Below are 24,117 nucleotides of genomic sequence, written 5' to 3'. Positions count from 1 at the left end.
CTTGCAACCTGCGTAGGGTGGGCAAAGCGAAGCGTGCCCACCCTCACGAGCAGTGCATTTGAAGGTGGGCACGGCGCAAGCGCGCCTTTGCCCACCCTACGCAGTTGCGTTCAATCGAACAAACTCGACACCGACTCTTCCGCCGCGGTACGGCCGATCGCTTCGGCGATCAGGCCGGCGATCGAGAGGGTGCGGATGTTCGGCGCCTTGCTGACGGCCTCGGTCGGCAGGATCGAGTCGGTGATCACGAGCTCCTTCAGCCGCGACGAGGCGATCCGCGCGGCAGCGCCGCCGGACAGCACGCCGTGGGTGATGTAGGCCGAGACTTCCTTGGCGCCATGCTTGATCAGCGCCTCGGCCGCGTTCACCAGCGTGCCGCCGGAGTCGACGATGTCGTCGACCAGGATGCAGTTGTAGCCCGAGACGTCGCCGATCACGTTCATCACCTCGGACTCGCCGGGGCGCTCACGGCGCTTGTCAACGATCGCGAGCGGGGTGTTGATGCGCTTGGCGAGCCCGCGCGCGCGCGCCACGCCGCCGACGTCGGGCGACACCACCATCACCTTGGCGAGGTCGAACTTTTCCCTGATATCGCGCACCATCAGCGGCGCCGCGAACAAATTGTCGGTCGGGATGTCGAAGAAGCCCTGGATCTGGCCGGCGTGCAGGTCGAGCGTCATGACGCGGTCGACGCCGGCATGGGCGATCAGATTGGCGACGAGCTTGGCCGAGATCGGCGTGCGCGAGCCAGAGCGGCGGTCCTGCCGGGCGTAGCCGAAATAGGGGATCACCGCCGTGATGCGGCGCGCTGAGGAGCGGCGCAGCGCGTCGGTGATGATCAACAGTTCCATCAGATTGTCGTTCGCCGGAAACGACGTCGACTGCAGGATGAACATGTCCGAGCCGCGGACGTTCTCCTGGATCTCGACGAAGATCTCCATGTCGGCGAAGCGCCGGACCACGGCCTTGGTCAGTTCGATGCCGAGTCCCTTGGCGATGTCCTGCGCCAGCGCAGGATTGGAGTTGCCGGCGACGAGCTTGATTGATCCGTTCTTTGCCGACATCGATGCTTCCCCCCGCGCCTTGCTGGATACGACGTGCAGCATCTCAAGTCCTTACAGAACCGGCGGGTTTTCGGTGCGCGAGGGAATATCAGGATGCCGGCTCGGCTGGCAACCCATTAGCCCGGCCTGCCCAGCGTTTTCTTGGGCAAAAATGCCCCGCCTCCGGGAAATGCCGGGGTTTTAGTTAGCGGAATATCCGAGCGCGACGGTCTCGGTCGAGGCGGGCGCCGGGGCGTCCGCCACCGCTGGGCCGCGGAGCTCGGGGGCCGGGCCGCCGTTGATCATGCCGGAGAGGCCGCTGAGGCCGGCCTGGGCGATCTTGCGCAGCACGAGATCGTCGGCGGCGGCCCAGGCGTCGCGGCCGGCCTTGCCGCCGGGCTCCTCGCCGGAGAGGCGGAGCGCGCGCTGCTGATTGCTGTCGTAGACGTCCCACACCCAGGCGATCACGGTGCGGCCGCGCACCACCTGCGCCGACAGATAGCTGCGGATGCGATAGGCCGCGGTGCCTTCGCGCGACACGATCGACAGGCTGCGCAGCTTCGACTCGCTGTCGAGCACGCCGACCATGCGGTCGAACACTTGAGGCGGCGGACCGTCGATCGATTCGAACGCCACTGTCGCGCCGCTCGCCGCCGGGGTGGCCATCGCGTAGGAATCGGTAGCACTGCCGCCGGCCGCGCAGCCGCCGAGCGTCGCGGCAACCGCAAGCCATGTGCCGGCGATCGCGCAACGCACGATCGTCCCAGTCTGAAACCGGCCGTTTGACGCTTCCCTCATTGCGTCCTGCGATATCGTTAAAACCGCTTAACGTCTAGGGCAGGGAGGGCACACGGCGCCGGACGCATAAGATCTCGAGCGATAATTGTGTCCAGATCGCGCCGGGAATACACGCCGAAACAAGGCCATAGAGCCGGGTTCTTGATCGACCAGAACCCGGCTCGAGGAAGCGGATTTTCCTGTTCAGTCAGCCAGATGATGGCGCATGGCATCGACGATCCAGGCCCATTCCCGGTTCGGGCTGGCGTCAGAACGCTGCCCCCGCATGATCGCGACCAGCTCCCAATAACGCGCGGCGCGGTCGTCGTGCTGGGCGTATTTGGCGCGCAGCCAGTTGCGGAAATCGAGATCAGGCTGCCGGCCCATCAGCCGGGCCGAGGTTTCCAGCCACTCGCGCGCGATCAAATTGCCGGCATCTGATGTTGGCGCGAGTCCGTCGTCGATCGCCCGCTTTGCCTGTTGCACCATGGCGTTGCTGGCAGCCTGATAGGCCTGCATGTCGAAGCTGTCGCGATCCCAGGTGTCGCTGGCATTGGCACGCATGTTGGCGATGAAGGAGGGATCGCCCAGGATCGCCGACAATTCGATCCAGGCATCGCACTGCTCGGGCGTCGGATCGTCGGGCAATTCGGGCACCGTCGTCTCGATCATCTGGCGGACCCATTTCCGATCGATGTTGATGCCGTCGGACACCTTCTCGAAAAAGCGCTCGACGACATCGCGGCGTTCGCTGCGGGACAGCTGCGTCATGGTCAGGTATCTCCTCAAGTCTGCTTCGGTGAGTTGCGATGAACGCAACGCAGCCCGCAGGGCCGAGGCGACGCGGCGCTGTGCCGCGATCTCAGCTTCCAGCGTCTCGAGGCGGAGTGTCAGCGCCTCGGTCAGCGAGAGCTCCCGGGACAGGACCTCACGGATGATTTCGAGACCGACCCCCGCATCGCGCAGGCAGCGGATCAGGTCGAGGCGGACCAGGTCCGCGTCGGTGAAGACGCGATAGCCGCTCGCGGTGCGTCCTGCCGGCGGCAGCAAGCCCTGATCCGAGTAGAAGCGGATGTTGCGGACCGAAACCCCGCTGAGCCGCGCCGCCTCGCCGATGCTGTAGGTGCGTTGTGTCATGCGCCGCTTGTCCCGCCTCCACTGGGTGGAGAGTCAAGCGCGTTATCGCACAATCCTGGCGAAGACTCGCCTCAGCCTTCCAGCGCAATCGCGTGAACCAGCCGGCCGTAATCGGCTTCCTTGCGGTGCACGGAGCGGCGGTAGCTGAAACAACGCTCGTCGGAATAGGTGTCGATGCCGAGATCGTCGATCATCAGCACGCCGGCGTTCTCCAGCCGCATCCGGATGAAGCCGGCGAGATCGAACATCGCGTGGCCGTCGCGTTCGCCGGGCATGAAGAACATCCCGTACTCGGCATCGGCCTCGATGAAGCGTTCGACGAACTCGTTGCCGACCTCGTAGGATTCCTTGCGGATCAGGGGCCCGATCGCGGCGACGATGCCGCTGCGATCGGCGCCGAGCTTTTCCATCGCCGCGACGGTCGATTCCAGCACGCCGGTCAGCGCGCCCTTCCAGCCGGCATGCGCCGCGCCGATCACCCGCGCCTTGGGATCGACGAACAGGATCGGGCCGCAATCGGCCGTGCTTACCGAGATCGCAAGGCCCTCGGTGCGCGTCACCAGCGCATCCGCCTTGGGACGCGGGGTGCCGTTCCACGGCTCGGCGACGACGGCGACGTCAGGCGAATGAACCTGGTGGACGCTGATCAGATGAGCCAGCGGCACGCCGAGCTGCTCCGCCATCCGCTGCCGGTTCTCGGTGACTTTCGCCGGATCGTCGCGCGAGCCGAGGCCGCCATTGAGGCTGGCATAGACGCCCTCGGAGACGCCGCCCTCGGAGGAGAAGAATGCATGGCGCAAGCCAGGTACGGCCGACAGCAGCGCTGATCCAAACATCATGATCTATTCGGCCTCGTCAGGCTCATCGCTCAGGCCGGCGATCGAGGTGATGCGGGAATCGGAGACGGCCATCGCCTTGAACATCGAGCCCATGCCGCCGCGGCCGGAATCGGTCAGGCGCTTCAGCGCGCCGGCGATGTCGGCGGAAACCTCCGGTGAGGCCTTGGCCATCAGGCCGGCGGCGCGCGCTTCGACGCCGAGCCGCTTCAGGAAATCGCCCTGTGTCACCGGCCCGTGGACGTTGGCGCCGACATCCTCGGCGGCGCGCGCCAGCGCCTGGAAATCGACATGCGCGGTGACGTCGGCCTCGCCCGGATTCTTCAAGGGATCGGCGAAGCTGTGGCGCGCGATCGCCTGGAAGGTGTCGCCGGCGTCGCTGCGCAGATGGCCGTAATCGATGATCAGCGCGGCACCGTCCTGGTCGCGCACCCGCGTGGCGAGCTTCATGATCTCGGTGTCGGGGCGCCATTCGAACACCGCGCCGACCGGCGCGGCGCGCACCAGCGGCGGCAGCAGCACTTCGAAGCCCGGCGTCGGCTCGGGCGCGGGAGCGAAATACAGATTGCCGTTGGCATCCATGCCGACGTTGCGTTCGTGCCAGCCGGTCTCGCGCCGGACCATCTGATGGATCGGCAGCACGTCGAAATATTCGTTGGCGAGGATCACCGCCGGCCCTTCCGGCACCTCGTCGATGCTGTCGTACCAGGCGACGTCGCCGAAGCCCGCCAGCGCTTCGTACTGCTTCTCCCGCAGCACCGGATTGACCTCGACGAGATGGACGCTCAGCGACTGGTAGAGCGGCGGCAGCACTCGGAGCGCGCGCAGCGCGTCGGCCATCATGGTGCCGCGGCCCGGCCCGAGCTCGATCAGATGCAGCGTCGCCGGCGAGCCGATTGCGCGCCAGATCGAGGCGCTCCACAGCCCGAGCAGTTCGCCGAACATCTGGCTGACTTCCGGCGAGGTGGTGAAATCGCCCTCGCGGCCGAGCGGATCGCGCGACACGTAGTAGCCGTACTGCGGATGCACCAGGCACAATTCCATGTAGCGCCAGACCGGCATCGGCCCGGACAGCTTGATCAGCTTCCTGATCTCGTCCAGCAGCGGGGAGGGTTCGTTCACGGACTTCCTTAGGTTGAGCTCGGAACGGAGCCGGATGCCGGCTCCCTTGCCCCGCGTCGGACCGAGGCCACGATGATGATAGCGCCCACAATAAGCATTGGCACCGACAGCAGCATCCCCATGGTTAGTCCGCCCCACAGGAATCCGAGCTGCGGGTCCGGCTCCCGGAAGTGCTCACCGATGATCCGGGCAATGCCGTAGAACGCGATGAAGCTGCCGAGGATCAGGCCGGGCCGCTTCAGCGCGCCCATCCGGATCATGACGGCCAGCACCAGAAACAGCACGATGCCTTCGAGCCCGGCCTCGTAGAGCTGGCTCGGATGGCGCGGCAGCGGTCCGCCATTGGGGAAGATCATGGCCCACGGCAGGCTCGGGTCTGCCGGGCGGCCCCACAATTCGCTGTTGATGAAGTTGGCGATACGGCCGAGCAAGAGCCCGATCGGCGCCACCGCGGTGGTGATGTCGCCGAGCGAAAGGATCGAGATGCCGTTGCGGCGGGCGAACAGCATCACGGCGGCGACGCAGCCGAGGAAGCCGCCGTGGAACGACATGCCGCCCTTCCACAGTTCGAAGATCTCCGCCGGATGCGCCATGAAGAACGGCAGATTGTAGAACAGCACATAGCCGGTGCGGCCGCCGACGATGATGCCGATGGTGACCCAGAGGATGAAGTCGTCGAGCTGGGGCAGCGTGATCGGGACCTCGCCGCCCCACAGCCGTTCCTTCTTGATCAGCGAGCGGGCATAGACCCAGCCCAGCACGATGCCGACGATGTAGGCCAGCGCATACCAGCGGATCACGATCGGCCCGAGCGAGACCGCGACGGGGTTGAACACCGGAAAGTCGATCAGCAGGAACGGCATCGTGCGTATTGGGCTTTCAGGTCTTGGCTTTCAGGTCTTGGGCTCAGCTTGCGAGGTTGCGGCGATAGAGCGCGAGCAGCCGTTCCCAGTGGCGTTCGGCGGCGTCGCGGTCATAGACCGGGCGCTTGGGGAAGGCAAAGCCGTGATGCGTGCCGGGATAGACCTCGACCTCGTTGCTCGATCCCTTCATGCCGTCCTTGACCTTCTCGATGATCTCCTGCGGTGCGTAGATATCGGTCTCGGCGCAGGCGAAATAGAGTTCGGCTTTGGTCTTTTGCGCGGCAAGGTGCGGGCTGTCGGCCTGGTCGGTCGCCAGATGGGTGCCGTAGACGGAAGCGGCCGCCTTGACGCGATCCGGGAAATGCGTCGCCGCGTTCACCGCGTAGCGGCCGCTCATGCAGTAGCCGACGGTGCCGATGATCTTGGTGTTGGCGGCCTTCTGCGTCTCGGCATAGGCGAGCAGGCCCTTGGTGTCCTCCATCACCAGCGGGATGCTGAGCGAGTTCATCAGCGCGAACATCTTCTTGCGTTCCGGCGATTCCGGATCGGGATTGATCGGGCCGAGCTCCATCACGCCGGCGCGGTAGTACATGTTGGGCAGCATCACATAGTAGCCGGAGGTGCCGAGCCGCCGCGCCATGTCGCGCAGCTCCTCGCGGATCGCCGGCGCGTCCATGTAGAAGATGACGACGGGAAATGGGCCTCCGCGTTCGGGATGGGTGATGAAGGTGGTGGTCTTGCCGTCCTTGGTCTCGATTTCGACGGTGTGCTCTATCATGGCGTTCCTGCTCGCGTTGCTGTGCGATTTCTGTTGTGGGTTCAATACGATTGCAAGGAAACCGGAGCATGACAAGGCGAGCGGCGGAGGGCCTGCCATTCGCATCGCACTTGAACCAATCGGTGCAGATCGCCATTGTCTTGCCGCGAGGCCAGTGAACGCGGAGAGCTTGTGAGATGACCCAGACCAACAACCGGTTTTTCGACGAGATCGGCCGTCTGATGAACGACGCCGCCGGCGCCGCCCAGGGCGTCAAGCGCGAGGTCGATCAGGTCATGCGCAACCAGGCCGAACGCATCCTGCGCGACCTCGACGTGGTCAAGCGCGAGGAGTTCGACGCGGTCAAGGACATGGCCCGCCTGGCGCGCGAGGAGAACGAGGCGCTGAAGGCGAGGATCGCCGCGCTGGAAGCCAAGCTCGGAACCACGGGTTAACGAGGGCTCCCGTAGCCCGGATGGAGCGAAGCGAAATCCGGGGCAGGACCGTCCGCGGTTACAGCGGCCCCGGATTGCGCTGCGCTCCATCCGGGCTACGCGCAGGCGCTTGGGGCAAAGCAAGAAAATTTCCTTCATTTCCTTGTCATTTCGCCCCTTTGAGGCTAAAAGCCCGCCACGTCCGCGGCCCCCGCACCCCTGGAGGCTTGCTGTGGACTTGAGCATGGGCCGCGTTGCGGCCTTTAACTTTTCAAATACAAGGACTTAACGCTATGGCGACCGTCAAGGAATTGAAGGCGACCGCGCGTCCGCAGAGCGGCAAGGGGGCCGCCCGGGCAGAGCGTCGCGCCGGGAGAGTTCCCGGAGTGATCTACGGCAACAACCAGCCCCCGGTGACCATCTCGGTCGACGACCGCGAACTGCGCCAGCGCATTCTCGCCGGCCGGTTCCTGACCACGATTTATGACATCGAGCTCGAGGGCAAGAAGCACCGCGTGATTCCGCGCGACTTCCACCTCGATCCGGTGAAGGATTTCCCGCTTCACGTCGACTTCATGCGGCTCGGCGAAGGCGCCACCATCCGCGTCAGCGTTCCGCTGCACGTCGTCGGTGCTGAAGCTGCGCCCGGCATCAAGCGCGGCGGCACCGTCAACATCGTCACCCACGCGCTCGACCTCGAGTGCTCGGTCGACAACATCCCGCAATACATCGAAGCCGATGTCGGCAGCCTCGAGATCAGCCACTCGCTGCATCTGTCCGACGTCAAGCTGCCGGCCGGCGTGAAGTCGCTGACCCGCGAGGACGCGACGCTGGTCACCATCGTGCCGCCGTCCGGCTACGCCGAAGAGCAGAAGGCCGCTGCGGCTGCTGCTGGCGCTGCTCCGGCTGCGGGTGCCGCGGCTCCGGCCGCTGCGGCGGCTCCGGCTGCGGGCGCTGCTGCGCCGGCCGCGGGTGCCAAGGCGCCTGCCGGCGGTGGCGACAAGAAGAAGTAACGGGTCAGGTCGGCGCGCGATCATCTGATGGCGCGCCGGCACGGGATGCCGCGCCATGCGCCTCTTTGTCGGTCTCGGTAATCCCGGCGCCAAATACGCCAGCAACCGGCACAATATCGGCTTTCTGGCGGTCGACGAGATTCAGCGGCGTCATGGTTTCGCACCATGGCGCCGTCGCTTTCAGGGCGAGACCTCCGAAGGCGTGCTCGACCATGCCAAGGTCGTGCTGCTGAAGCCGACCACCTACATGAATGAGTCCGGGCGCGCGGTGCAGGAGGCGGCGAACTTCTTCAAGCTCGCGCCGGCTGACGTCACCGTGTTCCAGGACGAACTCGAACTGCCGCCCGCCAAGGTGCGCGTCAAGATCGGCGGCGGCATCGCCGGCCATAACGGGCTGCGCTCGATCTCGGCGCATATCGGCAATGAATATCGCCGCGTGCGGCTCGGGATCGGTCATCCCGGCGTCAAGGAGCTGGTGCACAGCCACGTGCTGTCGGACTTCGCCAAGAGCGACCGGGCGTGGGTGGAGGCCTTGTGCCAGGCCCTCGCCGACAATGCCGGCCTGCTTGCTGTGGGGCACGACGCATCGTTCGCCAACAAGGTGCATCTGACGATGCAGGCCAAGGGATTTTTCGACAAGGATGAGAACGGCACGCCGTGATGCGCTGCGCGTCTCCAACGGAACTCGGGACGGACAATGGGATTCAAATGCGGGATCGTCGGGCTGCCTAACGTCGGCAAGTCCACGCTGTTCAATGCGCTGACCGAGACGGCAGCCGCCCAGGCGGCGAACTATCCGTTCTGCACCATCGAGCCGAATGTCGGCGAGGTGGCGGTGCCCGATCCGCGGCTGGAGAAGCTGTCGGCGATCGCCAAATCCGCGCAGATCATCCCGACCCGGCTGACCTTCGTCGACATCGCGGGCCTCGTGCGCGGCGCCTCGCAGGGCGAAGGGCTCGGCAACCAGTTCCTCGCCAACATCCGCGAGACCGATGCGATTGCCCACGTGGTGCGCTGCTTCGAGGATTCCGACATCACCCATGTCGAGGGCAAGATCGCGCCGATCGCCGACATCGAGACCATCGAAACCGAGCTGATGCTGTCCGATCTCGACAGCCTCGAGAAGCGCGTCGACAACCTCACCAAGAAGGCCAAGGGCAACGACAAGGACGCCAAGGAACAGCTCGAGCTGGTCAACCGCGCCCTGGTGCTGCTGCGCGACGGCAAGCCGGCTCGCATGCTGGAGCGCAAGCCGGAGGAGGAGCGCGCGTTCCGCATGCTCGGCCTCTTGAGCTCGAAGCCCGTGCTCTACGTCTGCAACGTCGAGGAAGGCTCGGCCAAGGACGGCAACAATTTCTCGAAGGCGGTGTTCGAACGCGCGAAGCAAGAGGGCGCGGTCGCGGTCGTCATTTCGGCCAAGATCGAATCCGAGATCGCGACGTTGTCGCGCGAGGAGCGCGTCGACTTCCTGGAGACGCTGGGTCTGGAAGAGGCCGGGCTCGACCGCCTGATCCGCGCCGGGTACCAGCTCCTCGACCTCATCACCTATTTCACCGTCGGCCCGAAGGAAGCGCGCGCCTGGACCATCGACCGCGGCACCAAGGCTCCGGCGGCGGCCGGCGTGATCCATACCGATTTCGAGAAGGGTTTCATCCGCGCCGAGACCATCGCCTATGACGACTACATCGCCGGCAACGGCGAAGCCGGCGCGCGCGACGCCGGCAAGCTGCGGCTCGAAGGCAAGGACTACGTCGTCGCCGACGGCGACGTGATGCATTTCCGGTTCAACACCTGATCGGGGAATCTTCGTAGCCCGGATGGAGCGAAGCGAAATCCGGGAAAGTCCCGCCGCGGTGAGCCTTCCCCGGATTGCGCTACGCTCCATCCGGGCTACGTGACTCCTATGCGGGAGTTACGAGGCCATCTCTCCCCACGTCGTCCCGGGCAAGCGAAGCGCGACCCGGGACCCATAACCACAGGGCCGAGTTTGGCGAAGGCTGGAGCCCCAGCGCGCGCCTCCACAACTCACATTGGTGGTTATGGGTCCCTGCTTTCGCAAGGACGACACCGAATTTGCGGGCCTAGCGATCCGCCCGCCCGATCACATCCATCAGCTCGGTGATCTTGCGCCGCTGGTCGGCCTTGTCACCGGACGAGATCGCATGTTCCACGCAATGCGCGACGTGGTCGCGCAGCACTTCCTCCTCGACGCGGCGCAGCGCTGCGCGCGCCGCGGCGATCTGCGTCACCACGTCGATGCAGTAGCGGTCGTCCTCGACCATGCCGGCGAGGCCGCGGATCTGGCCCTCGATCCGTTTGAGGCGTTTTAAGCAGGATGCCTTGATCTCTTCGCGCATAGGCGTCATATACCCCCATAGGGTATACTAATCAAGAGGCCGGGGTCCCGGCCGGGAAGACGTCTCGTGGCACACGCCGAACACGACCATTCGCACGCCCATCACAACCATGATCACGGCGCGGCCGCGCATTCCTGTTGCGGTGGCAAGCATGGCAGCGAACCGGCGGAGGCGTTGGCGATCGATCCGGTCTGCGGCATGAAGGTCAATCCGGCGACCGCCAAGCATCGCTTCACCTACAAGGGCGAAGAGTATCTGTTCTGCAGCGGCCGCTGCCGCGAGCGCTTCGAGGCCGAGCCGGAAAAGTTTCTGAAACCCCGCGAGCCGGAGCCGCCGGCGCCTGCCGGCACGATCTACACCTGCCCGATGCATCCCGAGGTGCGCCAGGTCGGCCCCGGCAGCTGCCCGATCTGCGGCATGGCGCTGGAGCCGGAGCAGGTCTCGCTCGACGACGGGCCGGATCCCGAATTGATCGACATGACGCGCCGGTTCTGGATCGCGCTTGCGCTCACGCTGCCGGTGTTCGTGCTCGAGATGGGCAGCCATCTCGGGCTGATGCATCTGGTGCCGCAGAGCTGGTCGAACTGGATCTCGTTCGTGCTGGCGACGCCGGTGGTGCTGTGGGCCGGTGCACCGTTCTTCGTGCGCGGCTGGCAGTCGCTGGTCACGCGCAACCTGAACATGTTCACGCTGATCGCGATGGGCACCGGCGTCGCCTATGTCTACAGCGTGATCGCAACGCTGGCGCCGAACCTGTTCCCGCCGGCCTTCCGCGACATGCATGGCGCGGTCGCGGTGTATTTCGAGGCGGCGGCCGTGATCACGGTGCTGGTGCTGCTCGGTCAGGTGCTGGAGCTGCGGGCCCGCGCGCAGACCTCGGGCGCGATCCGCGCGCTGCTCGGCCTTGCGCCGAAGACTGCGCGCCGCATCACCGATCACGGCGACGAGGACGTCGACATCGACGCGATCAAGCTCGGCGACCGGCTGCGCGTGCGCCCCGGCGAGAAGGTCCCGGTCGACGGCGTTGTCCTCGAGGGCAACGCTGTGATCGACGAGTCCATGGTGACGGGTGAATCGATGCCGGTCAGCAAGGCCGAAGGCGCGAGCGTGATCGGCGGCACCGTGAACCGGAGCGGCGGCCTCGTGATGCGCGCCGACAAGATCGGGCGCGACACCATGCTGTCGCGCATCGTCGACATGGTGGCGAAGGCGCAGCGCTCACGCGCGCCGATCCAGCGGCTCGCCGATCGCGTCGCCGGCTGGTTCGTGCCGGCGGTGATCGCCGCCGCCGTGCTTGCGTTCATCGCCTGGACCACGTTCGGCCCCGAGCCGCGCCTGACCTTCGCGCTGGTTGCGGCCGTCACGGTGCTGATCATCGCCTGCCCCTGCGCGCTCGGGCTGGCGACGCCGATGTCGATCATGGTCGGCGTCGGCCGCGGCGCGCATTCCGGCATCCTGATCCGCGACGCGGAGGCGCTGGAGCGGATGGAGGCGATCGACACGCTGGTGATCGACAAGACCGGCACGCTCACGGAAGGCAAGCCGAAGCTCACCCGTATCATGACCGCCGAAGGTTTTGACGAGGACGGCGTGCTGCGCCTCGCCGCCAGCGTCGAGCAGGGCAGCGAGCATCCGCTGGCGCAGGCGATCCTCGCGACCGCGAAGGAACGTGCGCTCGCTCTCGCCGCGGTCAGCGGCTTCGCCTCGCCGTCCGGCAAGGGTGCGACCGGCACGGTCGAGGGCCGTCAGGTGGCGCTCGGCAACGCGCTGCTGATGGGCGAGCTGAAGATCGCGACATCGGCGCTGGACGAGGCCGCCGAGGCGGCGCGCCGGGACGGCGCGACTGCGATCTTCGTCGCGGTCGATGGCCGCATCGCCGGCGTGATCGCGATCGCCGATCCGGTCAAGCCCTCGGCTGCAAACGCGCTGCAGGCGTTGCGCGGAGAAGGCCTGCGCATCGTGATGCTGACCGGCGACAATGAGACCACGGCGCGCGCGGTGGCGCGCACGCTCGGCATCGAGGAGGTCGAGGCCGGCGTGCTGCCGGAGCGCAAGAGCGCGGTGGTGCAGCGGCTGCGCGGCGAAGGCCGTGTCGTCGCGATGGCCGGCGACGGCGTCAACGATGCGCCGGCGCTGGCCGCGGCCGATGTCGGCATCGCGATGGGCGGCGGCACTGATGTTGCGATCGAGAGCGCCGGCATCACGCTGCTCACCGGCGATCTGACCGGCCTCGTCCGGGCACGAAAACTGTCGGTCGCGACCATGCGCAACATCCGCCAGAACCTGGCGTTCGCCTTCGTCTACAACGCCGCCGGCGTTCCGATCGCGGCCGGCGTGCTCTATCCGCTGTTCGGCATCCTGCTCTCGCCGATGCTCGGCGCCGCCGCGATGGCGCTGTCCTCGGTCAGCGTCATCGGCAACGCGCTGCGGCTCTCGCGCGTGCAGCTGGATTGAAGGCTCTCCCTCTCCCCGCAAGAGCGGGGAGAGGGAGAAGAGCATCACGCCGGCTGCAGCACCTGCGCGCGCCGCTCGATCTCGGCGTCGAGCCAGCTCGCGAGATCCTCGCTGACCTCGACCATCGGCAGCCGCACCTCGCGGCTGTCGATCAACCCCTGGCGCCACAGCCAGTGCTTGGCCGGCGCCGGGCTCGGTTCGGCGAACAGCAATCGCGTCAGGCCCGCAACGCTCTGCCAGGCGGCCAGCGCCGCATCGCGATTGCCTTGCCGTAGCAGCGTCCGGATCGCGGCGAAGGTCTTTGTTTCGAGATGTGCGGACAGCAGGATCGCGCCGTCGGCGCCGTCGGAGAGCGCATCGAAGGTCTGCGCGTCTTCGCCGGTCAGCACGCGGAAGCCGGCCGGCCGCCGGTTGAGGAAGTCGATCGACTGCGCGCGGTCGGCACTGCAATCCTTCATGCCGACGATGTTCGGATGCGCGGCGAGCGCCAGCAGCGTCTCGTTGGTCAGGTTCACCGCCGTGCGATACGGGATGTTGTAGAGCACGATCGGCCAGGCGGCGTGATCGGCCAGCGCATTGAAGTGCTGCACGAGGCCGCGCTGCGACGGCCGGATGTAGTAGGGGCTCGCGATCAGATAGCCGTCGATCGGCCAGTCGGCGGTGTCGTCCAGCGTCTCCTTCATCCTTGCCGTGCTGGCGCCGGACAGCCCGAGGCAGATCGGCAGATGGCAGGAGCTGGCAGCAAGCTCGGCGAGCACCACGCTCACCAGCCCCTCCAGCTCGGCCGTCGTCAGCGACATGCCTTCACCGGAGGTTGCGCCGAGGATCAGGCCATCGATCGGCTCACCGGCGTAGTGCCGCACGATGCGGCGGAGCGATGTGACGTCGAGTGCGCCATCACGAAACGGTGTGATCAGCGGCAGCCAGAGGCCGTGCAATCGGGATTGTAGATCGGTCATGTTCCATCTCCTTGGGAAGGCAGAGCCGGAGACGGGACCAACAAAAAACCCCGTCCAGGCGGCGGGGTTTCGGGATCGGCTGAAGGCGAGTGTGATCTTATCGCGCGCGATCTCGTGTCCCCGGGAGGGGAGCTTTTTTCGAGACCAGAGCTGCGCACGAAGTCGTGATCATGCAGCAATGATGCTGCGCCGCGAGGTTGTTGTCAATCCGCGTGCTGACCGCACCGCGAGCCGCGAAATCGCGCAGCGATGCGTGGTGACGTCACACATCGCAAAGAAAAAAAGCCGGGCTCAAGAGAGCCCGGCTTAAGGTATTGGCCACGTGAGGCCGACACAATCACCTTCCAAGAGGGATTACTGAACTTCCGCGCCACTGGAGGAGGGGGACATATGCGCGACGCGAACGCTCAGCGTGCAAGCACTATGATCCCCATTGGCGCCATGCAGCAACCGTCCGAGCCGCATGTCAGACATGCGGAGTCTTTGGGGGTATCTACATCCAAAGGACGTCCAGCGGACGCCCGAGAGCGACGCTGGCTGCGTATAACGAAGTCGTATAAGGGCCGCTTAATCAGGACGGCCAGCGCTGCGCCTTGCTGACGACGAAGTCGCGGAACACCTGCACGCGCGCGACCGTCTTCAACTCCTCGGGATAGACGAAGTAGGTGTCGAGCGCGATCGAGTCGGACTCGCCGAACAGCTGCACGAGGTTGTTCTGTTCGACGAGGTAATCCGGCAGCGCCGCAATGCCGAGGCCCTGCTGGCAGGCCCGCACCAAACCAAGGATGTTGTTGACCTTGAAGTAGGGCTCGCGCGGTCCGGAGCCGTTGCGGCCGGCGTCGATCAGCCAGCTGCGGTTCTGCAGATGCGGCGGCACCTGCGCGTCGCCGAGCATGATGATGCGATGTGAGTCGAGATCGTCGAGCGTGCGCGGCGTGCCGAAGCGCTTGATGTATTCCGGCGAGCAATAGGCGTGGAAGCCGATCGAGAACAGCTTGCGCTGGATCAGGTCGGGCTGCGTCGGCTTGCGGGTGCGGATCGCAACGTCGGCCTCGCGCATCGAGAGGTCGAGGTCCTCGTCGGTGACGATCAGCGAGATCCGGATGTCTGGATAGAGCGCGGTGAATTCGTCGAGCCGCGGGATCAGCCAGTTGATGCCGAGCGCCGGCGGCGTCGTGATCTTGAGATCGCCTGACGGCCGCTCGCGGCTGTCGGTGAGCTTTGCGCGCGCCGCCTGCAACTGCATGAAGACGTCATGCGCGGTGCGGAACAAGAGGTCGCCCTGTTCGGTGAGGATCAGGCCGCGGGCGTGGCGGTGGAACAGCGACACCGAGAGCTCCTGCTCCAGCGCGCTGACCTGGCGGGAGACCGCCGATTGCGAAAGCCCAAGCTGTTCGCCGGCATGCGTGAAGCTGCCCGCCTCCGCCGCTGCGTGGAAGACCTTCAGCTTGTCCCAATCCATATCCGTAAATCCGTCGCGAGATCGTGCCATGGTTATTCCGCCGCTGCGCGATCGCTCGCGCGTAGAGCCAGGAAGCGTTCCGCCTCGAGCGCCGCCATGCAGCCGAGGCCGGCGGCGGTCACCGCCTGCCGATAGGTCTCGTCCGCCACGTCGCCGGCGGCGAACAGGCCGGGCACCGAGGTCGCCGTGGAGTTCGGCGCCACCTCGACATAGCCTGATGGTTTCAGTTTGATCTGGCCCTTGACCAGTTCCGTCGCCGGCGCATGGCCGATCGCGACGAAGACGCCGTCGGTCTTCAGGTCCGTCAGCGCGCCGCTCTTGACGTTCTTCAGCCGCACATGGGTGACCTTGTTCGGGTTCTCCGTGCCGCAGATCTCGTCGACGACGGCGTCCCAGACCACCTTGATCTTGGGATGCTTGAACAGCCGCTCCTGCAGGATGCGCTCGGCGCGGAAGTGGTCGCGGCGATGCACGATGGTAACCTGCGTAGCGTGGTTGGTGAGGTACAGCGCCTCCTCGACCGCGGTGTTGCCGCCGCCGACCACCACGACCTCCTTGCCGCGATAGAAGAAGCCGTCGCAGGTGGCGCAGGCCGATACGCCGCCGCCCTGGAATTTCTCTTCCGAGGGCAAGCCGAGCCAGCGCGCCTGGGCGCCGGTCGCGAGGATCACCGTCTCGGCGAGATAGACGTCGCCGCTGTCGCAGGTCAGGCGGAACGGCCGCTGGCCGAGCTCGAGCTTGTTGACGAGATCGGTGACGATCTTGGTGCCGACGTGGGCCGCCTGCTTCTCCATCTGCTCCATCAGCCAGGGGCCCTGGATCACGTCGGCGAAGCCCGGGTAGTTCTCGACGTCGGTGGTGATGGTCAGTTGCCCGCCCGCCTGGATGCCCTGGATCAGCACCGGCTCGAGCATCGCGCGCGCCGCGTAGATCGCTGCGGTGTAACCGGCGGGGCCGGACCCGATAATGACGACCTTGGCATGGACAGGCGCAGGCATTTTGTCGATCCCTCTGTTTTGGGGACTTTGATGAGGACTTGTGCGGGGGGCGCCCCGGAAACGCGTCGCGGCGGCGCCAAAAGTGTCAAATCCAAGTCTAGGATATCTGGGGAGCCATGCAAGAACTGCAATCCATGGCGGCGATTTTTCCCCGGAACTGAAGTCAAATTCGCGAAATCGGCCAATCTTCGCGCAATAAAATTGCGCAGCGGCGGTCGCTTGGGCTATGAGAGTTGCCGGCAAGCCTTTCCAGCTATTCAAGTTCCAGGGAACCGTAGTCGCGTGTCGAAGAACCTTGACGAGATCGACCTCAAAATCCTCGCCGAAATCCAGGCCGACGGCCGAATCACCAACGTGGAACTGGCCAAACGGGTCGGCATCTCGCCGCCGCCCTGCCTGCGCCGGGTCAGGGCGCTCGAGGAGGAGGGCTACATCCAGGGCTACCGTGGGCTGCTCGACCCGCGCCGCCTCGGCTTCGACGTCACGGTGTTCGCCGCGGTGCATCTGTCGAGCCAGGCCGATGCGGACCTGCGCGCGTTCGAGAATTTCGTGCGCGCCGAGCCGCTGGTACGGGAATGCTGGATGCTGTCGGGCGAGGTCGATTTCATCCTCAAATGCGTCGCGCCCGACATGGCGACGTTCCAGGATTTCGTCACCCACCTGACCGCCGCACCCCACGTGCGCAACGTGCGGACTTCGCTGGTGCTGCACAATTCGAAATATGAGGCTGCGGTGCCGCTGGACCTGAAGGCGGCGGGTTAGGGTGCCGGCGAGTCATTCCGGGTTCGCTCATTTCATTCGCGCCCCGGAATGACGACTACGTCGTCACTTCTTCCGCATCTCATCGACGCTGATCGGGCCCGGGCCCGAGGTCGCCAGATAGAGGCAGGCGAAGCAGAACAGGATCGCCGCGGTGCCGCCGTTGAGCAGCGGCAGGAACACCGGCTCGTCGGGTTTCTTGAACATGTGGCCGAGGAAATAGGCGAAGGCCATCTCGCCCGACAGGATGAACGCGACCAGCCGCGAGAACAGGCCGATCATCAAGAGCGCACCGAGGATCAGTTCGAGCCCGCCCGCGGCCGTGATCAGCGGCGGGATATTTGCGAAGTACGGCAGCGCCGGAAACTTGAAGATCTTGGCGATGCCATACTGAAACAGCAGCAGCCCCGTGATGAAGCGGAACAGGCTCAGCACCACCGGCTGAAATTTCGAGAACGTCTGGTCCATTGTCATTTACCCCCTGTAGACACGCTGGAACGTTGCATGAATCGGAAATACACGGTGTCTGCCACCGGAGTGTGATGTCAACACCGTGCACCCTGGAATCATTCCGCGCCGATCGAAGCTGCGGCAAGCGAGACGCTGACGCGCGTAAACCAGAGGTCGCGTGCTGCGGCGCAATCGTCGTGTGCTGATCCCGGTCCCCCGACATGATTATTTCGGATAATCGTGTCACGGCCTCACTAGTATGGGCCGCCGTGCCTCTCCATTCACATTGACGTCAGAGGCGGGGTCAAAAGCGCGCACAAAAAAAGCCGCGTGGTGAACGCGGCTTTCCTGCATCAGTCACTCGAGAGTAACTAGCGCCACTCGACCTTGGTGATCTCGTAGGCCTTGGCGCCACCCGGCGCCATCACCTCGACGGTCGCGCCTTTCTTCTTGCCGATCAGCGCGCGCGCCAGCGGCGAGGTGATCGAGATGCGGCCCTTCTTGGCGTCGGCCTCGACCTCGCCGACGAGCTGCCACACCGCCTTCTTCTCGGTGTCCTCGTCGACCAGCGTCACGGTGGCGCCGAACTTGATGGTGTCGCCGGAGAGCTTGGAGATGTCGATGATGTCGGCGCGCGCGAGCTTGTCCTCGAGCTCGGCGATGCGGCCCTCATTATGCGACTGCTCTTCCTTGGCGGCGTGATACTCGGCGTTCTCCGACAGGTCGCCGTGCGAACGCGCCTCCGCGATATGTTCGATGATGCGCGGACGATCCTCCGATTGGCGACGCTTCAACTCGTCCGTCAGCGCGGCGTATCCACCCGCAGTCATCGGAACCTTATCCATCATCTTCGTCCTTCGTCGTGCGCGTCCCGCGGCGTGCACGAATATCCAGTTCAGCTGACGCAGGAATCAGGGCGCTAACGTGCCCGGAAACCCAGTGATATTCGGCCCCGCTAAGGGCCGTGACAACATCTAATCGCGCGGTGAGTTCCAGCCGTTCGGCTAATTGCCGACCGATTCGGACCTTCTAGCCCGGGCAGCGGTCAGCTCTCGGAAAAGTAACTCTGAAGCGTGCGGACCTCAAGGTCCCCGTCCCGATAGGCCCGGATGCCCCGTGCGGCCGCCACCGCGCCCGAAAGAGTGGTGTAATACGGCACTTTATGCAAGAGGGCAGCGCGCCGCAGCGAACGGCTGTCGGCCAGCGCCTGCGGACCCTCGGTGGTATTGAAGACCAGCTGGACGTCGCCATTGGTGATGGCGTCGACGATATGCGGCCGTCCCTCGAGGACTTTGTTTACCTTCTCGGTCGGCACGCCGTTGTCGCTGAGATAGCGCTGGGTGCCCGAGGTCGCCATTACCTTGAAGCCGAGCGAGTGCAGCAGCCGCACCGCATCCGCGATGCGCATCTTGTCGTCGCCGCGCACCGAGACGAACACGGTGCCACGGCGCGGCACCCGCGTGCCGCCGCCGAGCTGGCTCTTGGCGAACGCGACCTCGAACGAGCGGTCGAGGCCCATCACCTCGCCGGTCGAGCGCATCTCCGGCCCGAGCACGGTGTCGACGCCGGGGAAGCGGGCGAACGGGAAGACCGATTCCTTGACGCCGACATGGCCGAGCTGTTTCTTCTTCAGCTTGAAGTCGGCGAGCTTCTCGCCGGCCATGATCCGCGCCGCGATCTTGGCGACCGGCGTGCCGACCACCTTGGCGACGAACGGCACCGTGCGCGAGGCGCGCGGGTTGACTTCGAGCACGTAGATCTCGCCGTCCTTGATGGCGTATTGCACGTTCATCAGGCCGACCACGTCGAGGCCGAGTGCCAGCTCGTGGGTCTGCCGCTCCAGCTCCTCGATCATCCTGGCGTCGAGCGAGTGCGGCGGCAGCGAGCAGGCGGAGTCGCCGGAATGGATGCCGGCTTCCTCGATGTGCTCCATGATGCCGACGACGAAGGTGTCCTTGCCATCCGAGAGGCAGTCGACGTCGACCTCGGTCGCATCCGATAGATAGCGGTCGAACAGCAGCGGGTTCTTGCCGAGCACGGTGTTGATCTGGCCGGTCTTGTCGTTCGGATAGCGCGCCTTGACGTCGGCGGGTACCAGCTCGGGCAGGGTGCCGAGCAGGTAATCGTTGAGCTGGTTCTCCTCGCGGATGATCTGCATCGCGCGGCCGCCGAGCACGTAGGACGGGCGCACCACCAGCGGCAGGCCGAGATCGGCGGACACCAGGCGTGCCTGCTCGACCGAATAGGCGATGCCGTTCTTCGGCTGCTTGAGGCGAAGCTTGTCGAGCACGCGCTTGAAGCGGTCGCGGTCCTCGGCGAGGTCGATCGCGTCGGGCGAGGTGCCGAGGATCGGCACCTCGGCGGCCTCCAGCGCGCGCGCGAGCTTCAGCGGGGTCTGGCCGCCGAATTGCACGATCACGCCGTGCAGCGTGCCGTTCTTGCGCTCGGTCGCAATGATCTCGAGCACGTCCTCGGCGGTGAGCGGCTCGAAATAGAGGCGATCGGCGGTGTCGTAGTCGGTCGACACGGTCTCCGGATTGCAGTTGACCATGATGGTCTCATAGCCGGCGTCGGCGAGCGCGAAGCAGGCATGGCAACAGCAATAGTCGAACTCGATGCCCTGGCCGATGCGGTTCGGTCCGCCGCCGAGGATGATCACCTTCTTGCGGTCGGACGGATCGCTCTCGTCGGCGAGCTTGCCGGCGAACGGCCGCTCATAGGTCGAATACATGTAGGCGGTGGGCGAAGCGAACTCCGCGGCGCAGGTGTCGATGCGCTTGAACACCGGGCGCACGTCGAGCGCATGGCGCTTCGCGGTGATGTCCTGCTCTGTGGTCTGCGTGAGCACGGCGAGCCGTGCGTCGGAGAAGCCCATCGCCTTCAGCATCCGCATCGCGAACGCGTTCTCGGGCAGGCCGCTGTTGCGGATCTTGTCTTCCATGTCGACGATGCCGCGCAGCTCGGCGAGGAACCAGGGATCGATCTTGCAGGAATTGAAGATCTCTTCGTTGGTCCAGCCGAGCCGCATCGCCTGCGCGACCTGCAGGATGCGGTTCGGCGTCGGCGTGCCCAGTGCGGCGCGGATTGCGTTCTTGTCGTCGCCGCGGCCGAGCCCCTCGATCTCGATTTCGTCGAGGCCGGTGAGGCCGGTCTCGAGCCCGCGCAGCGCCTTTTGCAGGCTCTCCTGGAAGGTCCGGCCGATCGCCATCACTTCGCCGACCGACTTCATCGATGTGGTCAGCGTCGAGGAGGCGCCGGGGAATTTCTCGAACGCAAAGCGCGGAATTTTGGTGACGACGTAGTCGATGGTCGGCTCGAACGAGGCCGGGGTGGCGCCGCCGGTGATGTCGTTGGCGATTTCGTCGAGGGTGTAGCCGACTGCGAGCTTGGCCGCGACCTTGGCAATCGGGAAGCCGGTGGCTTTCGAGGCCAGCGCCGAGGAGCGCGACACACGCGGGTTCATTTCGATCACGACCATGCGGCCGTCGTCCGGATTGACGCCGAACTGGACGTTGGAGCCGCCGGTCTCGACCCCGATCTCGCGCAGCACCGCCAGCGAGGCGTCGCGCATGATCTGGTATTCCTTGTCGGTCAGCGTCAGGGCCGGGGCGATGGTGATGGAGTCGCCGGTATGCACGCCCATCGGATCGAGGTTCTCGATCGAGCAGATGATGATGCAATTGTCTTTCTTGTCGCGCACCACCTCCATCTCGTACTCTTTCCAGCCGAGCACGCTTTCCTCGATCAGCACCTCGTTGGTCGGCGAGGCATCCAGCCCGCGCTCGATGATGTCGAGAAACTCTTCCCTGTTGTAGGCGATGCCGCCGCCGGTGCCGCCCATGGTGAAGGAGGGCCGGATGATCGCCGGCAGTCCGATCTCCGACAGCGCCATCAGCGCTTCACCCAACGCATGTTCCTGATAGCGCTTGCGGCGGTCGTTCTCGCCGAGCGTCCATTGCCGCTCATGCTCTTCAAGCGCGGCGCCGGACAATTTTTCCCGCTCGGCGTGATGTTTGTCGCGAAACGATTTCTTCAGCGCGGAGGCGTTGGCAAGGCGCGATTTCGGCGTCTCCAGCCCAATCTTGGTCATCGCCTCGCGGAACAGCTGGCGGTCTTCGGCCTTGTCGATGGCGTCGGCGGTCGCGCCGATCATCTCGACGTCGAACTTGTCGAGGGTGCCTTCACGGCGCAGCGACAGCGCGCAGTTCAGCGCGGTCTGGCCGCCCATGGTCGGCAGCAGCGCAAAGCCGCCCGGGATGACGTTGCGCTCCTTTTCGATGATCTTGCCGACGATTTCGGGCGTGATCGGCTCGATATAGGTCGCGTCAGCCAGCTCCGGGTCGGTCATGATCGTGGCCGGATTGGAATTGACCAGGACGACCCGGTACCCCTCCTCCTTCAGAGCCTTCACCGCCTGCGTGCCGGAATAGTCGAATTCGCAGGCCTGGCCGATCACGATGGGACCGGCGCCGATGATCAGGATGGTGGAGATGTCGGTTCTTTTGGGCATCAGCTCTCGCGGACTGGAATTTGGGCACAAAAAAAGGGCGCGCGTCCCGCGCGTCCCTCGAGGCCCTGCGCTACATGGGGTAGCGCCGGAAGCGCGATCCCTCGCGCGCGGGTGGTCTTTAGACCAGTTTCCGCACCCGCGAAACCCCCAAAAAGGCCGAATCCACCCTGATTCTTGGGGGAAAATACCCGCCCCGGGGAGCCGTCAGATTTCGAGGGGGAGGGCCACTGAAGACCCGGATGATCTGCCGATCCGAAACCAGCGAAGGCTGGAGGCCCGGCCTGGATTTGAACCAGGATAAACAGTGTTGCACCACTGCCGCGTCGACGCTTCCGCCACCGGGCCGGACGGATCATTGCCGAATATTTCAGGGGCGGCCATGATTCCTTCCCGACAGAGTTAACACTTGCTGCAACCTATGCTTGGGGATTCGCCACGAAGGTCATTCGCCACGGATTGTGGCCGATGTTGCGGGGCGCGCGCGTCACGCTGAAGCCGGCCGCGCCGAGCTTGGCGATCATCTCGGCCTCGCCGTAGCGCTGCAGCCCGATCTTGGTACGCAGCTGCCGGTAATCGGAGAGTGCGGTGCTGACCAGCCCGATCAGCGCGTCGCGCAGGAAGCCATGGGTCGCGGCGAAGCGCAGCAGCGCCACCACGTCCCTGACCATGCCGACCTCGGGCCGCAGGATGTCGCCGACCACGAGGCGGCCCGACGGCTTCAGCAGGCGGTGGACGACGGCGAATGCGCCATCGAGCTCCTGCGCCGTCATGTATTGCGCGACCGAATTCATCACGACGAGGTCGATCGAGCCTGCGTCGATGGTCTTGAGGTCGTCGAGCGAGCGCACGCGGATCTTGCCGTTGGGCGCAAAGCGCGCGGCGAGCCGGCCGCGCACGCCGGGCGCCGGCTCGGCGAGATAGAGCACGGCGCAGGCGTCCGCGACCTTCGTCGCCGACAGCGCCTCGCCGCAGGCATAGTCCAGCACCACGCTGTCGGGCGCCTTGATGTAGCCGATGATGTCGCGCGCGATGAGCTCAAAATGCAGGTCGCGGTGCAGCTTGCTGGCATAGATCGTATGCGTGGAATCGTAATAGTCGATCCAGTCATCCATCGCGTTCGGTGTCCGGTAGAGCAGGGGTTCCCGGCCGCAGGAACCGGTGTGTGGGTGATGCGTTAGCGGACCGGCAGCCAGCATTCAATGCGCCGATAGTCCGGTTCCTAACAGGAAGGTTCACCGTGAGCAAAGCCAACGACAAATCCAGCAAGATTTCCCCCGATCTCGATACGCCGAGCGACCTGCCGCAGGCCGCGGTGGACACGATCTCGGCCTCGCTCAACACGCTTCTGGCCGATGCGTTTGCGCTCTACCTGAAGACCAAGAATTTCCACTGGCACGTCAGCGGCCGGCATTTCCACGATTACCATCTGCTGCTGGACGAGCAGTCGGACGCGATCTTCGCCACCACCGACCAGCTCGCGGAGCGCGTGCGCAAGCTCGGCGGGGTCACGCTGAAATCGATCGGCGATATCGCCAAGCATCAGACCATCAAGGACAATAACGAGAACTATGTCCCCCCGCGCGAGATGTTGCGCGAACTGATGGAAGACAACAAGCACATGGCCGCCGCGATGCGCAAGGCGCACAAGGTCGCCGACGATCACGAGGATTCCGGCACCGCCGGCTTGCTCGAAACCTTCATCGACGAGACCGAGCGCCGCACCTGGTTCCTGTTCGAAGCCAGCCGCCAGGAAGGCAGCAACGCGGCGTAGGTGGGGAAGGTCTCGTAGGATGGGTGGAGCGAAGCGATACCCATCATGTCCCGGCGTGGATACAATTTGATGGGTATCGCTCCGCTCCACCCATCCTACGAGCTTAAGCGAGGCCGTGGCCCAGTTTCGTAGGGTGGGCAAAGGAGCGCAGCGACGTGCCCACCATTTTCGTCGTGCTCGCGATGGTGGGCACGCTTCCGCCTTCGCTCTTCGAGCTACGGCGGACAAGTCGCTTTGCCCACCCTACGTCTGTGGCCTCAGCTCACCCAGCGTATGATTTCGGAATATTGGAAGTGTATCGCTGAGTTGCCCGACGTGTCAAGCCGCGTCGGATCGCCTGTCAGTAGCTCGTGATCTGTCGCCTGTTTGTAGCTCGTGAAGTGTCGTGTTTTCGGTGCCCCGGAACAAGGGGGAC

General features: G+C 65.2%; 22 protein-coding genes and 1 tRNA gene. 7 read left to right on the top strand and 16 right to left on the bottom strand.

The window, feature by feature from the left end:
• Positions 1-110 precede the first annotated feature (110 nt).
• The 7 genes from JQ633_RS26140 to JQ633_RS26110 all read right to left on the bottom strand — a co-directional run bounded on the left by JQ633_RS26140 (position 111) and on the right by JQ633_RS26110 (position 6,556).
• Positions 111-1,064, bottom strand: a complete 954-nt coding sequence (locus JQ633_RS26140; RefSeq protein WP_211987981.1) for a ribose-phosphate pyrophosphokinase — start codon at positions 1,062-1,064, stop codon at positions 111-113.
• A 180-nt stretch (positions 1,065-1,244) separates the two neighbouring features.
• Positions 1,245-1,841 (bottom strand): hypothetical protein, encoded by a 597-nt coding sequence (locus tag JQ633_RS26135; RefSeq protein ID WP_211987980.1) that lies wholly within the window; start codon positions 1,839-1,841, stop codon positions 1,245-1,247.
• A 183-nt stretch (positions 1,842-2,024) separates the two neighbouring features.
• Positions 2,025-2,957, bottom strand: coding sequence for a MerR family transcriptional regulator (locus tag JQ633_RS26130; RefSeq protein WP_211987979.1), 933 nt, complete (start codon positions 2,955-2,957; stop codon positions 2,025-2,027).
• Positions 2,958-3,028: 71 nt separating this feature from the next.
• Positions 3,029-3,796 (bottom strand): peptidoglycan editing factor PgeF, encoded by a 768-nt coding sequence (gene pgeF / locus JQ633_RS26125; RefSeq protein WP_211987978.1) that lies wholly within the window; start codon positions 3,794-3,796, stop codon positions 3,029-3,031.
• A gap of 3 nt (positions 3,797-3,799) precedes the next feature.
• Entirely contained in the window at positions 3,800-4,855 is a 1,056-nt protein-coding gene (locus JQ633_RS26120) for a class I SAM-dependent methyltransferase (protein WP_211988228.1), read from the bottom strand.
• A gap of 68 nt (positions 4,856-4,923) precedes the next feature.
• The gene (gene lgt, locus JQ633_RS26115; protein WP_211987977.1) at positions 4,924-5,778 is read right to left on the bottom strand and encodes a prolipoprotein diacylglyceryl transferase; all 855 of its coding nucleotides are present in this window, start codon (positions 5,776-5,778) and stop codon (positions 4,924-4,926) included.
• Between the two features lie 43 nt (positions 5,779-5,821).
• Positions 5,822-6,556, bottom strand: a complete 735-nt coding sequence (locus JQ633_RS26110; protein ID WP_211987976.1) for a dienelactone hydrolase family protein — start codon at positions 6,554-6,556, stop codon at positions 5,822-5,824.
• 176 nt (positions 6,557-6,732) lie between these two features.
• Between JQ633_RS26110 and JQ633_RS26105 the strand changes: the two genes are divergently transcribed.
• The 4 genes from JQ633_RS26105 (at position 6,733) to ychF (ending at position 9,777) form a co-directional block, all read left to right on the top strand.
• The gene (locus JQ633_RS26105) at positions 6,733-6,990 is read left to right on the top strand and encodes an accessory factor UbiK family protein (protein WP_211987975.1); all 258 of its coding nucleotides are present in this window, start codon (positions 6,733-6,735) and stop codon (positions 6,988-6,990) included.
• Between the two features lie 272 nt (positions 6,991-7,262).
• Entirely contained in the window at positions 7,263-7,982 is a 720-nt protein-coding gene (locus JQ633_RS26100) for a 50S ribosomal protein L25/general stress protein Ctc (protein ID WP_211987974.1), read from the top strand.
• A 55-nt stretch (positions 7,983-8,037) separates the two neighbouring features.
• Positions 8,038-8,643, top strand: a complete 606-nt coding sequence (pth, locus tag JQ633_RS26095) for an aminoacyl-tRNA hydrolase (RefSeq protein WP_211987973.1) — start codon at positions 8,038-8,040, stop codon at positions 8,641-8,643.
• 36 nt (positions 8,644-8,679) lie between these two features.
• The gene (ychF, locus tag JQ633_RS26090; RefSeq protein ID WP_211987972.1) at positions 8,680-9,777 is read left to right on the top strand and encodes a redox-regulated ATPase YchF; all 1,098 of its coding nucleotides are present in this window, start codon (positions 8,680-8,682) and stop codon (positions 9,775-9,777) included.
• Positions 9,778-10,063: 286 nt separating this feature from the next.
• Here the strand turns inward: ychF and JQ633_RS26085 are convergent, their stop codons facing one another.
• Entirely contained in the window at positions 10,064-10,339 is a 276-nt protein-coding gene (locus JQ633_RS26085) for a metal-sensitive transcriptional regulator (protein ID WP_139480984.1), read from the bottom strand.
• Positions 10,340-10,405: 66 nt separating this feature from the next.
• On the opposite strand from JQ633_RS26085, the gene JQ633_RS26080 reads away from it, so the two are divergent.
• On the top strand, positions 10,406-12,793 hold the full coding sequence (locus JQ633_RS26080) for a heavy metal translocating P-type ATPase (RefSeq protein WP_211987971.1): 2,388 nt from the start codon (positions 10,406-10,408) through the stop codon (positions 12,791-12,793).
• A gap of 44 nt (positions 12,794-12,837) precedes the next feature.
• On the opposite strand, the gene JQ633_RS26075 is transcribed toward JQ633_RS26080, so the two are convergent.
• From JQ633_RS26075 to trxB, 3 genes are all read right to left on the bottom strand, one after another.
• Complete coding sequence (locus JQ633_RS26075; protein ID WP_211987970.1) at positions 12,838-13,752, bottom strand: 4-hydroxy-tetrahydrodipicolinate synthase family protein; 915 nt, start codon at positions 13,750-13,752, stop codon at positions 12,838-12,840.
• A 571-nt stretch (positions 13,753-14,323) separates the two neighbouring features.
• Positions 14,324-15,244: a LysR family transcriptional regulator gene (locus JQ633_RS26070; RefSeq protein ID WP_172626690.1), complete on the bottom strand. Its 921-nt coding sequence runs from the start codon at positions 15,242-15,244 to the stop codon at positions 14,324-14,326.
• Positions 15,245-15,246: 2 nt separating this feature from the next.
• Positions 15,247-16,212, bottom strand: a complete 966-nt coding sequence (gene trxB / locus JQ633_RS26065; RefSeq protein ID WP_211987969.1) for a thioredoxin-disulfide reductase — start codon at positions 16,210-16,212, stop codon at positions 15,247-15,249.
• 282 nt (positions 16,213-16,494) lie between these two features.
• Between trxB and JQ633_RS26060 the strand changes: the two genes are divergently transcribed.
• Entirely contained in the window at positions 16,495-16,974 is a 480-nt protein-coding gene (locus JQ633_RS26060; RefSeq protein WP_211987968.1) for an Lrp/AsnC family transcriptional regulator, read from the top strand.
• A gap of 63 nt (positions 16,975-17,037) precedes the next feature.
• On the opposite strand, the gene JQ633_RS26055 is transcribed toward JQ633_RS26060, so the two are convergent.
• From JQ633_RS26055 to JQ633_RS26035, 5 genes are all read right to left on the bottom strand, one after another.
• The gene (locus tag JQ633_RS26055) at positions 17,038-17,439 is read right to left on the bottom strand and encodes a DoxX family protein (RefSeq protein ID WP_211987967.1); all 402 of its coding nucleotides are present in this window, start codon (positions 17,437-17,439) and stop codon (positions 17,038-17,040) included.
• Between the two features lie 353 nt (positions 17,440-17,792).
• Positions 17,793-18,266 (bottom strand): transcription elongation factor GreA, encoded by a 474-nt coding sequence (gene greA / locus JQ633_RS26050; RefSeq protein ID WP_100555215.1) that lies wholly within the window; start codon positions 18,264-18,266, stop codon positions 17,793-17,795.
• Positions 18,267-18,466: 200 nt separating this feature from the next.
• On the bottom strand, positions 18,467-21,931 hold the full coding sequence (gene carB / locus JQ633_RS26045) for a carbamoyl-phosphate synthase large subunit (protein ID WP_211987966.1): 3,465 nt from the start codon (positions 21,929-21,931) through the stop codon (positions 18,467-18,469).
• 269 nt (positions 21,932-22,200) lie between these two features.
• Positions 22,201-22,276: transfer RNA gene (locus JQ633_RS26040), tRNA-OTHER, on the bottom strand.
• Between the two features lie 71 nt (positions 22,277-22,347).
• A complete protein-coding gene (locus tag JQ633_RS26035) occupies positions 22,348-23,043 on the bottom strand; it encodes a class I SAM-dependent methyltransferase (RefSeq protein ID WP_211987965.1) in 696 nt (231 codons plus the stop codon).
• Positions 23,044-23,168: 125 nt separating this feature from the next.
• Between JQ633_RS26035 and JQ633_RS26030 the strand changes: the two genes are divergently transcribed.
• Positions 23,169-23,702, top strand: a complete 534-nt coding sequence (locus JQ633_RS26030) for a Dps family protein (RefSeq protein ID WP_211987964.1) — start codon at positions 23,169-23,171, stop codon at positions 23,700-23,702.
• Positions 23,703-24,117 lie beyond the last annotated feature (415 nt).

This window comes from Bradyrhizobium tropiciagri, assembly GCF_018130505.1.
In the GTDB taxonomy this organism is placed as follows: Bacteria; Pseudomonadota; Alphaproteobacteria; order Rhizobiales; family Xanthobacteraceae; genus Bradyrhizobium; species Bradyrhizobium tropiciagri_B.
The sequence above is the reverse complement of the archived record's forward strand: the minus strand, read 5'-3'. Positions and strand labels throughout refer to the sequence as shown.

Excerpts from the sequence above, each read along its gene's own strand:
- lgt (WP_211987977.1), bottom strand. The coding sequence starts at position 5,778 with ATGCCGTTCCTGCTGATCGACTTTCCGGTGTTCAACCCCGTCGCGGTC.
- JQ633_RS26055 (WP_211987967.1), bottom strand. The coding sequence starts at position 17,439 with ATGGACCAGACGTTCTCGAAATTTCAGCCGGTGGTGCTGAGCCTGTTC.
- JQ633_RS26105 (WP_211987975.1), top strand. The coding sequence starts at position 6,733 with ATGACCCAGACCAACAACCGGTTTTTCGACGAGATCGGCCGTCTGATG.
- JQ633_RS26085 (WP_139480984.1), bottom strand. The coding sequence starts at position 10,339 with ATGCGCGAAGAGATCAAGGCATCCTGCTTAAAACGCCTCAAACGGATC.
- JQ633_RS26035 (WP_211987965.1), bottom strand. The coding sequence starts at position 23,043 with ATGGATGACTGGATCGACTATTACGATTCCACGCATACGATCTATGCC.
- JQ633_RS26140 (WP_211987981.1), bottom strand. The coding sequence starts at position 1,064 with ATGTCGGCAAAGAACGGATCAATCAAGCTCGTCGCCGGCAACTCCAAT.
- JQ633_RS26100 (WP_211987974.1), top strand. The coding sequence starts at position 7,263 with ATGGCGACCGTCAAGGAATTGAAGGCGACCGCGCGTCCGCAGAGCGGC.
- trxB (WP_211987969.1), bottom strand. The coding sequence starts at position 16,212 with ATGCCTGCGCCTGTCCATGCCAAGGTCGTCATTATCGGGTCCGGCCCC.
- JQ633_RS26070 (WP_172626690.1), bottom strand. The coding sequence starts at position 15,244 with ATGGCACGATCTCGCGACGGATTTACGGATATGGATTGGGACAAGCTG.
- JQ633_RS26110 (WP_211987976.1), bottom strand. The coding sequence starts at position 6,556 with ATGATAGAGCACACCGTCGAAATCGAGACCAAGGACGGCAAGACCACC.
- pth (WP_211987973.1), top strand. The coding sequence starts at position 8,038 with ATGCGCCTCTTTGTCGGTCTCGGTAATCCCGGCGCCAAATACGCCAGC.
- greA (WP_100555215.1), bottom strand. The coding sequence starts at position 18,266 with ATGGATAAGGTTCCGATGACTGCGGGTGGATACGCCGCGCTGACGGAC.
- carB (WP_211987966.1), bottom strand. The coding sequence starts at position 21,931 with ATGCCCAAAAGAACCGACATCTCCACCATCCTGATCATCGGCGCCGGT.
- JQ633_RS26075 (WP_211987970.1), bottom strand. The coding sequence starts at position 13,752 with ATGACCGATCTACAATCCCGATTGCACGGCCTCTGGCTGCCGCTGATC.
- JQ633_RS26135 (WP_211987980.1), bottom strand. The coding sequence starts at position 1,841 with ATGAGGGAAGCGTCAAACGGCCGGTTTCAGACTGGGACGATCGTGCGT.
- ychF (WP_211987972.1), top strand. The coding sequence starts at position 8,680 with ATGGGATTCAAATGCGGGATCGTCGGGCTGCCTAACGTCGGCAAGTCC.
- JQ633_RS26130 (WP_211987979.1), bottom strand. The coding sequence starts at position 2,957 with ATGACACAACGCACCTACAGCATCGGCGAGGCGGCGCGGCTCAGCGGG.
- JQ633_RS26120 (WP_211988228.1), bottom strand. The coding sequence starts at position 4,855 with ATGCCGGTCTGGCGCTACATGGAATTGTGCCTGGTGCATCCGCAGTAC.
- pgeF (WP_211987978.1), bottom strand. The coding sequence starts at position 3,796 with ATGATGTTTGGATCAGCGCTGCTGTCGGCCGTACCTGGCTTGCGCCAT.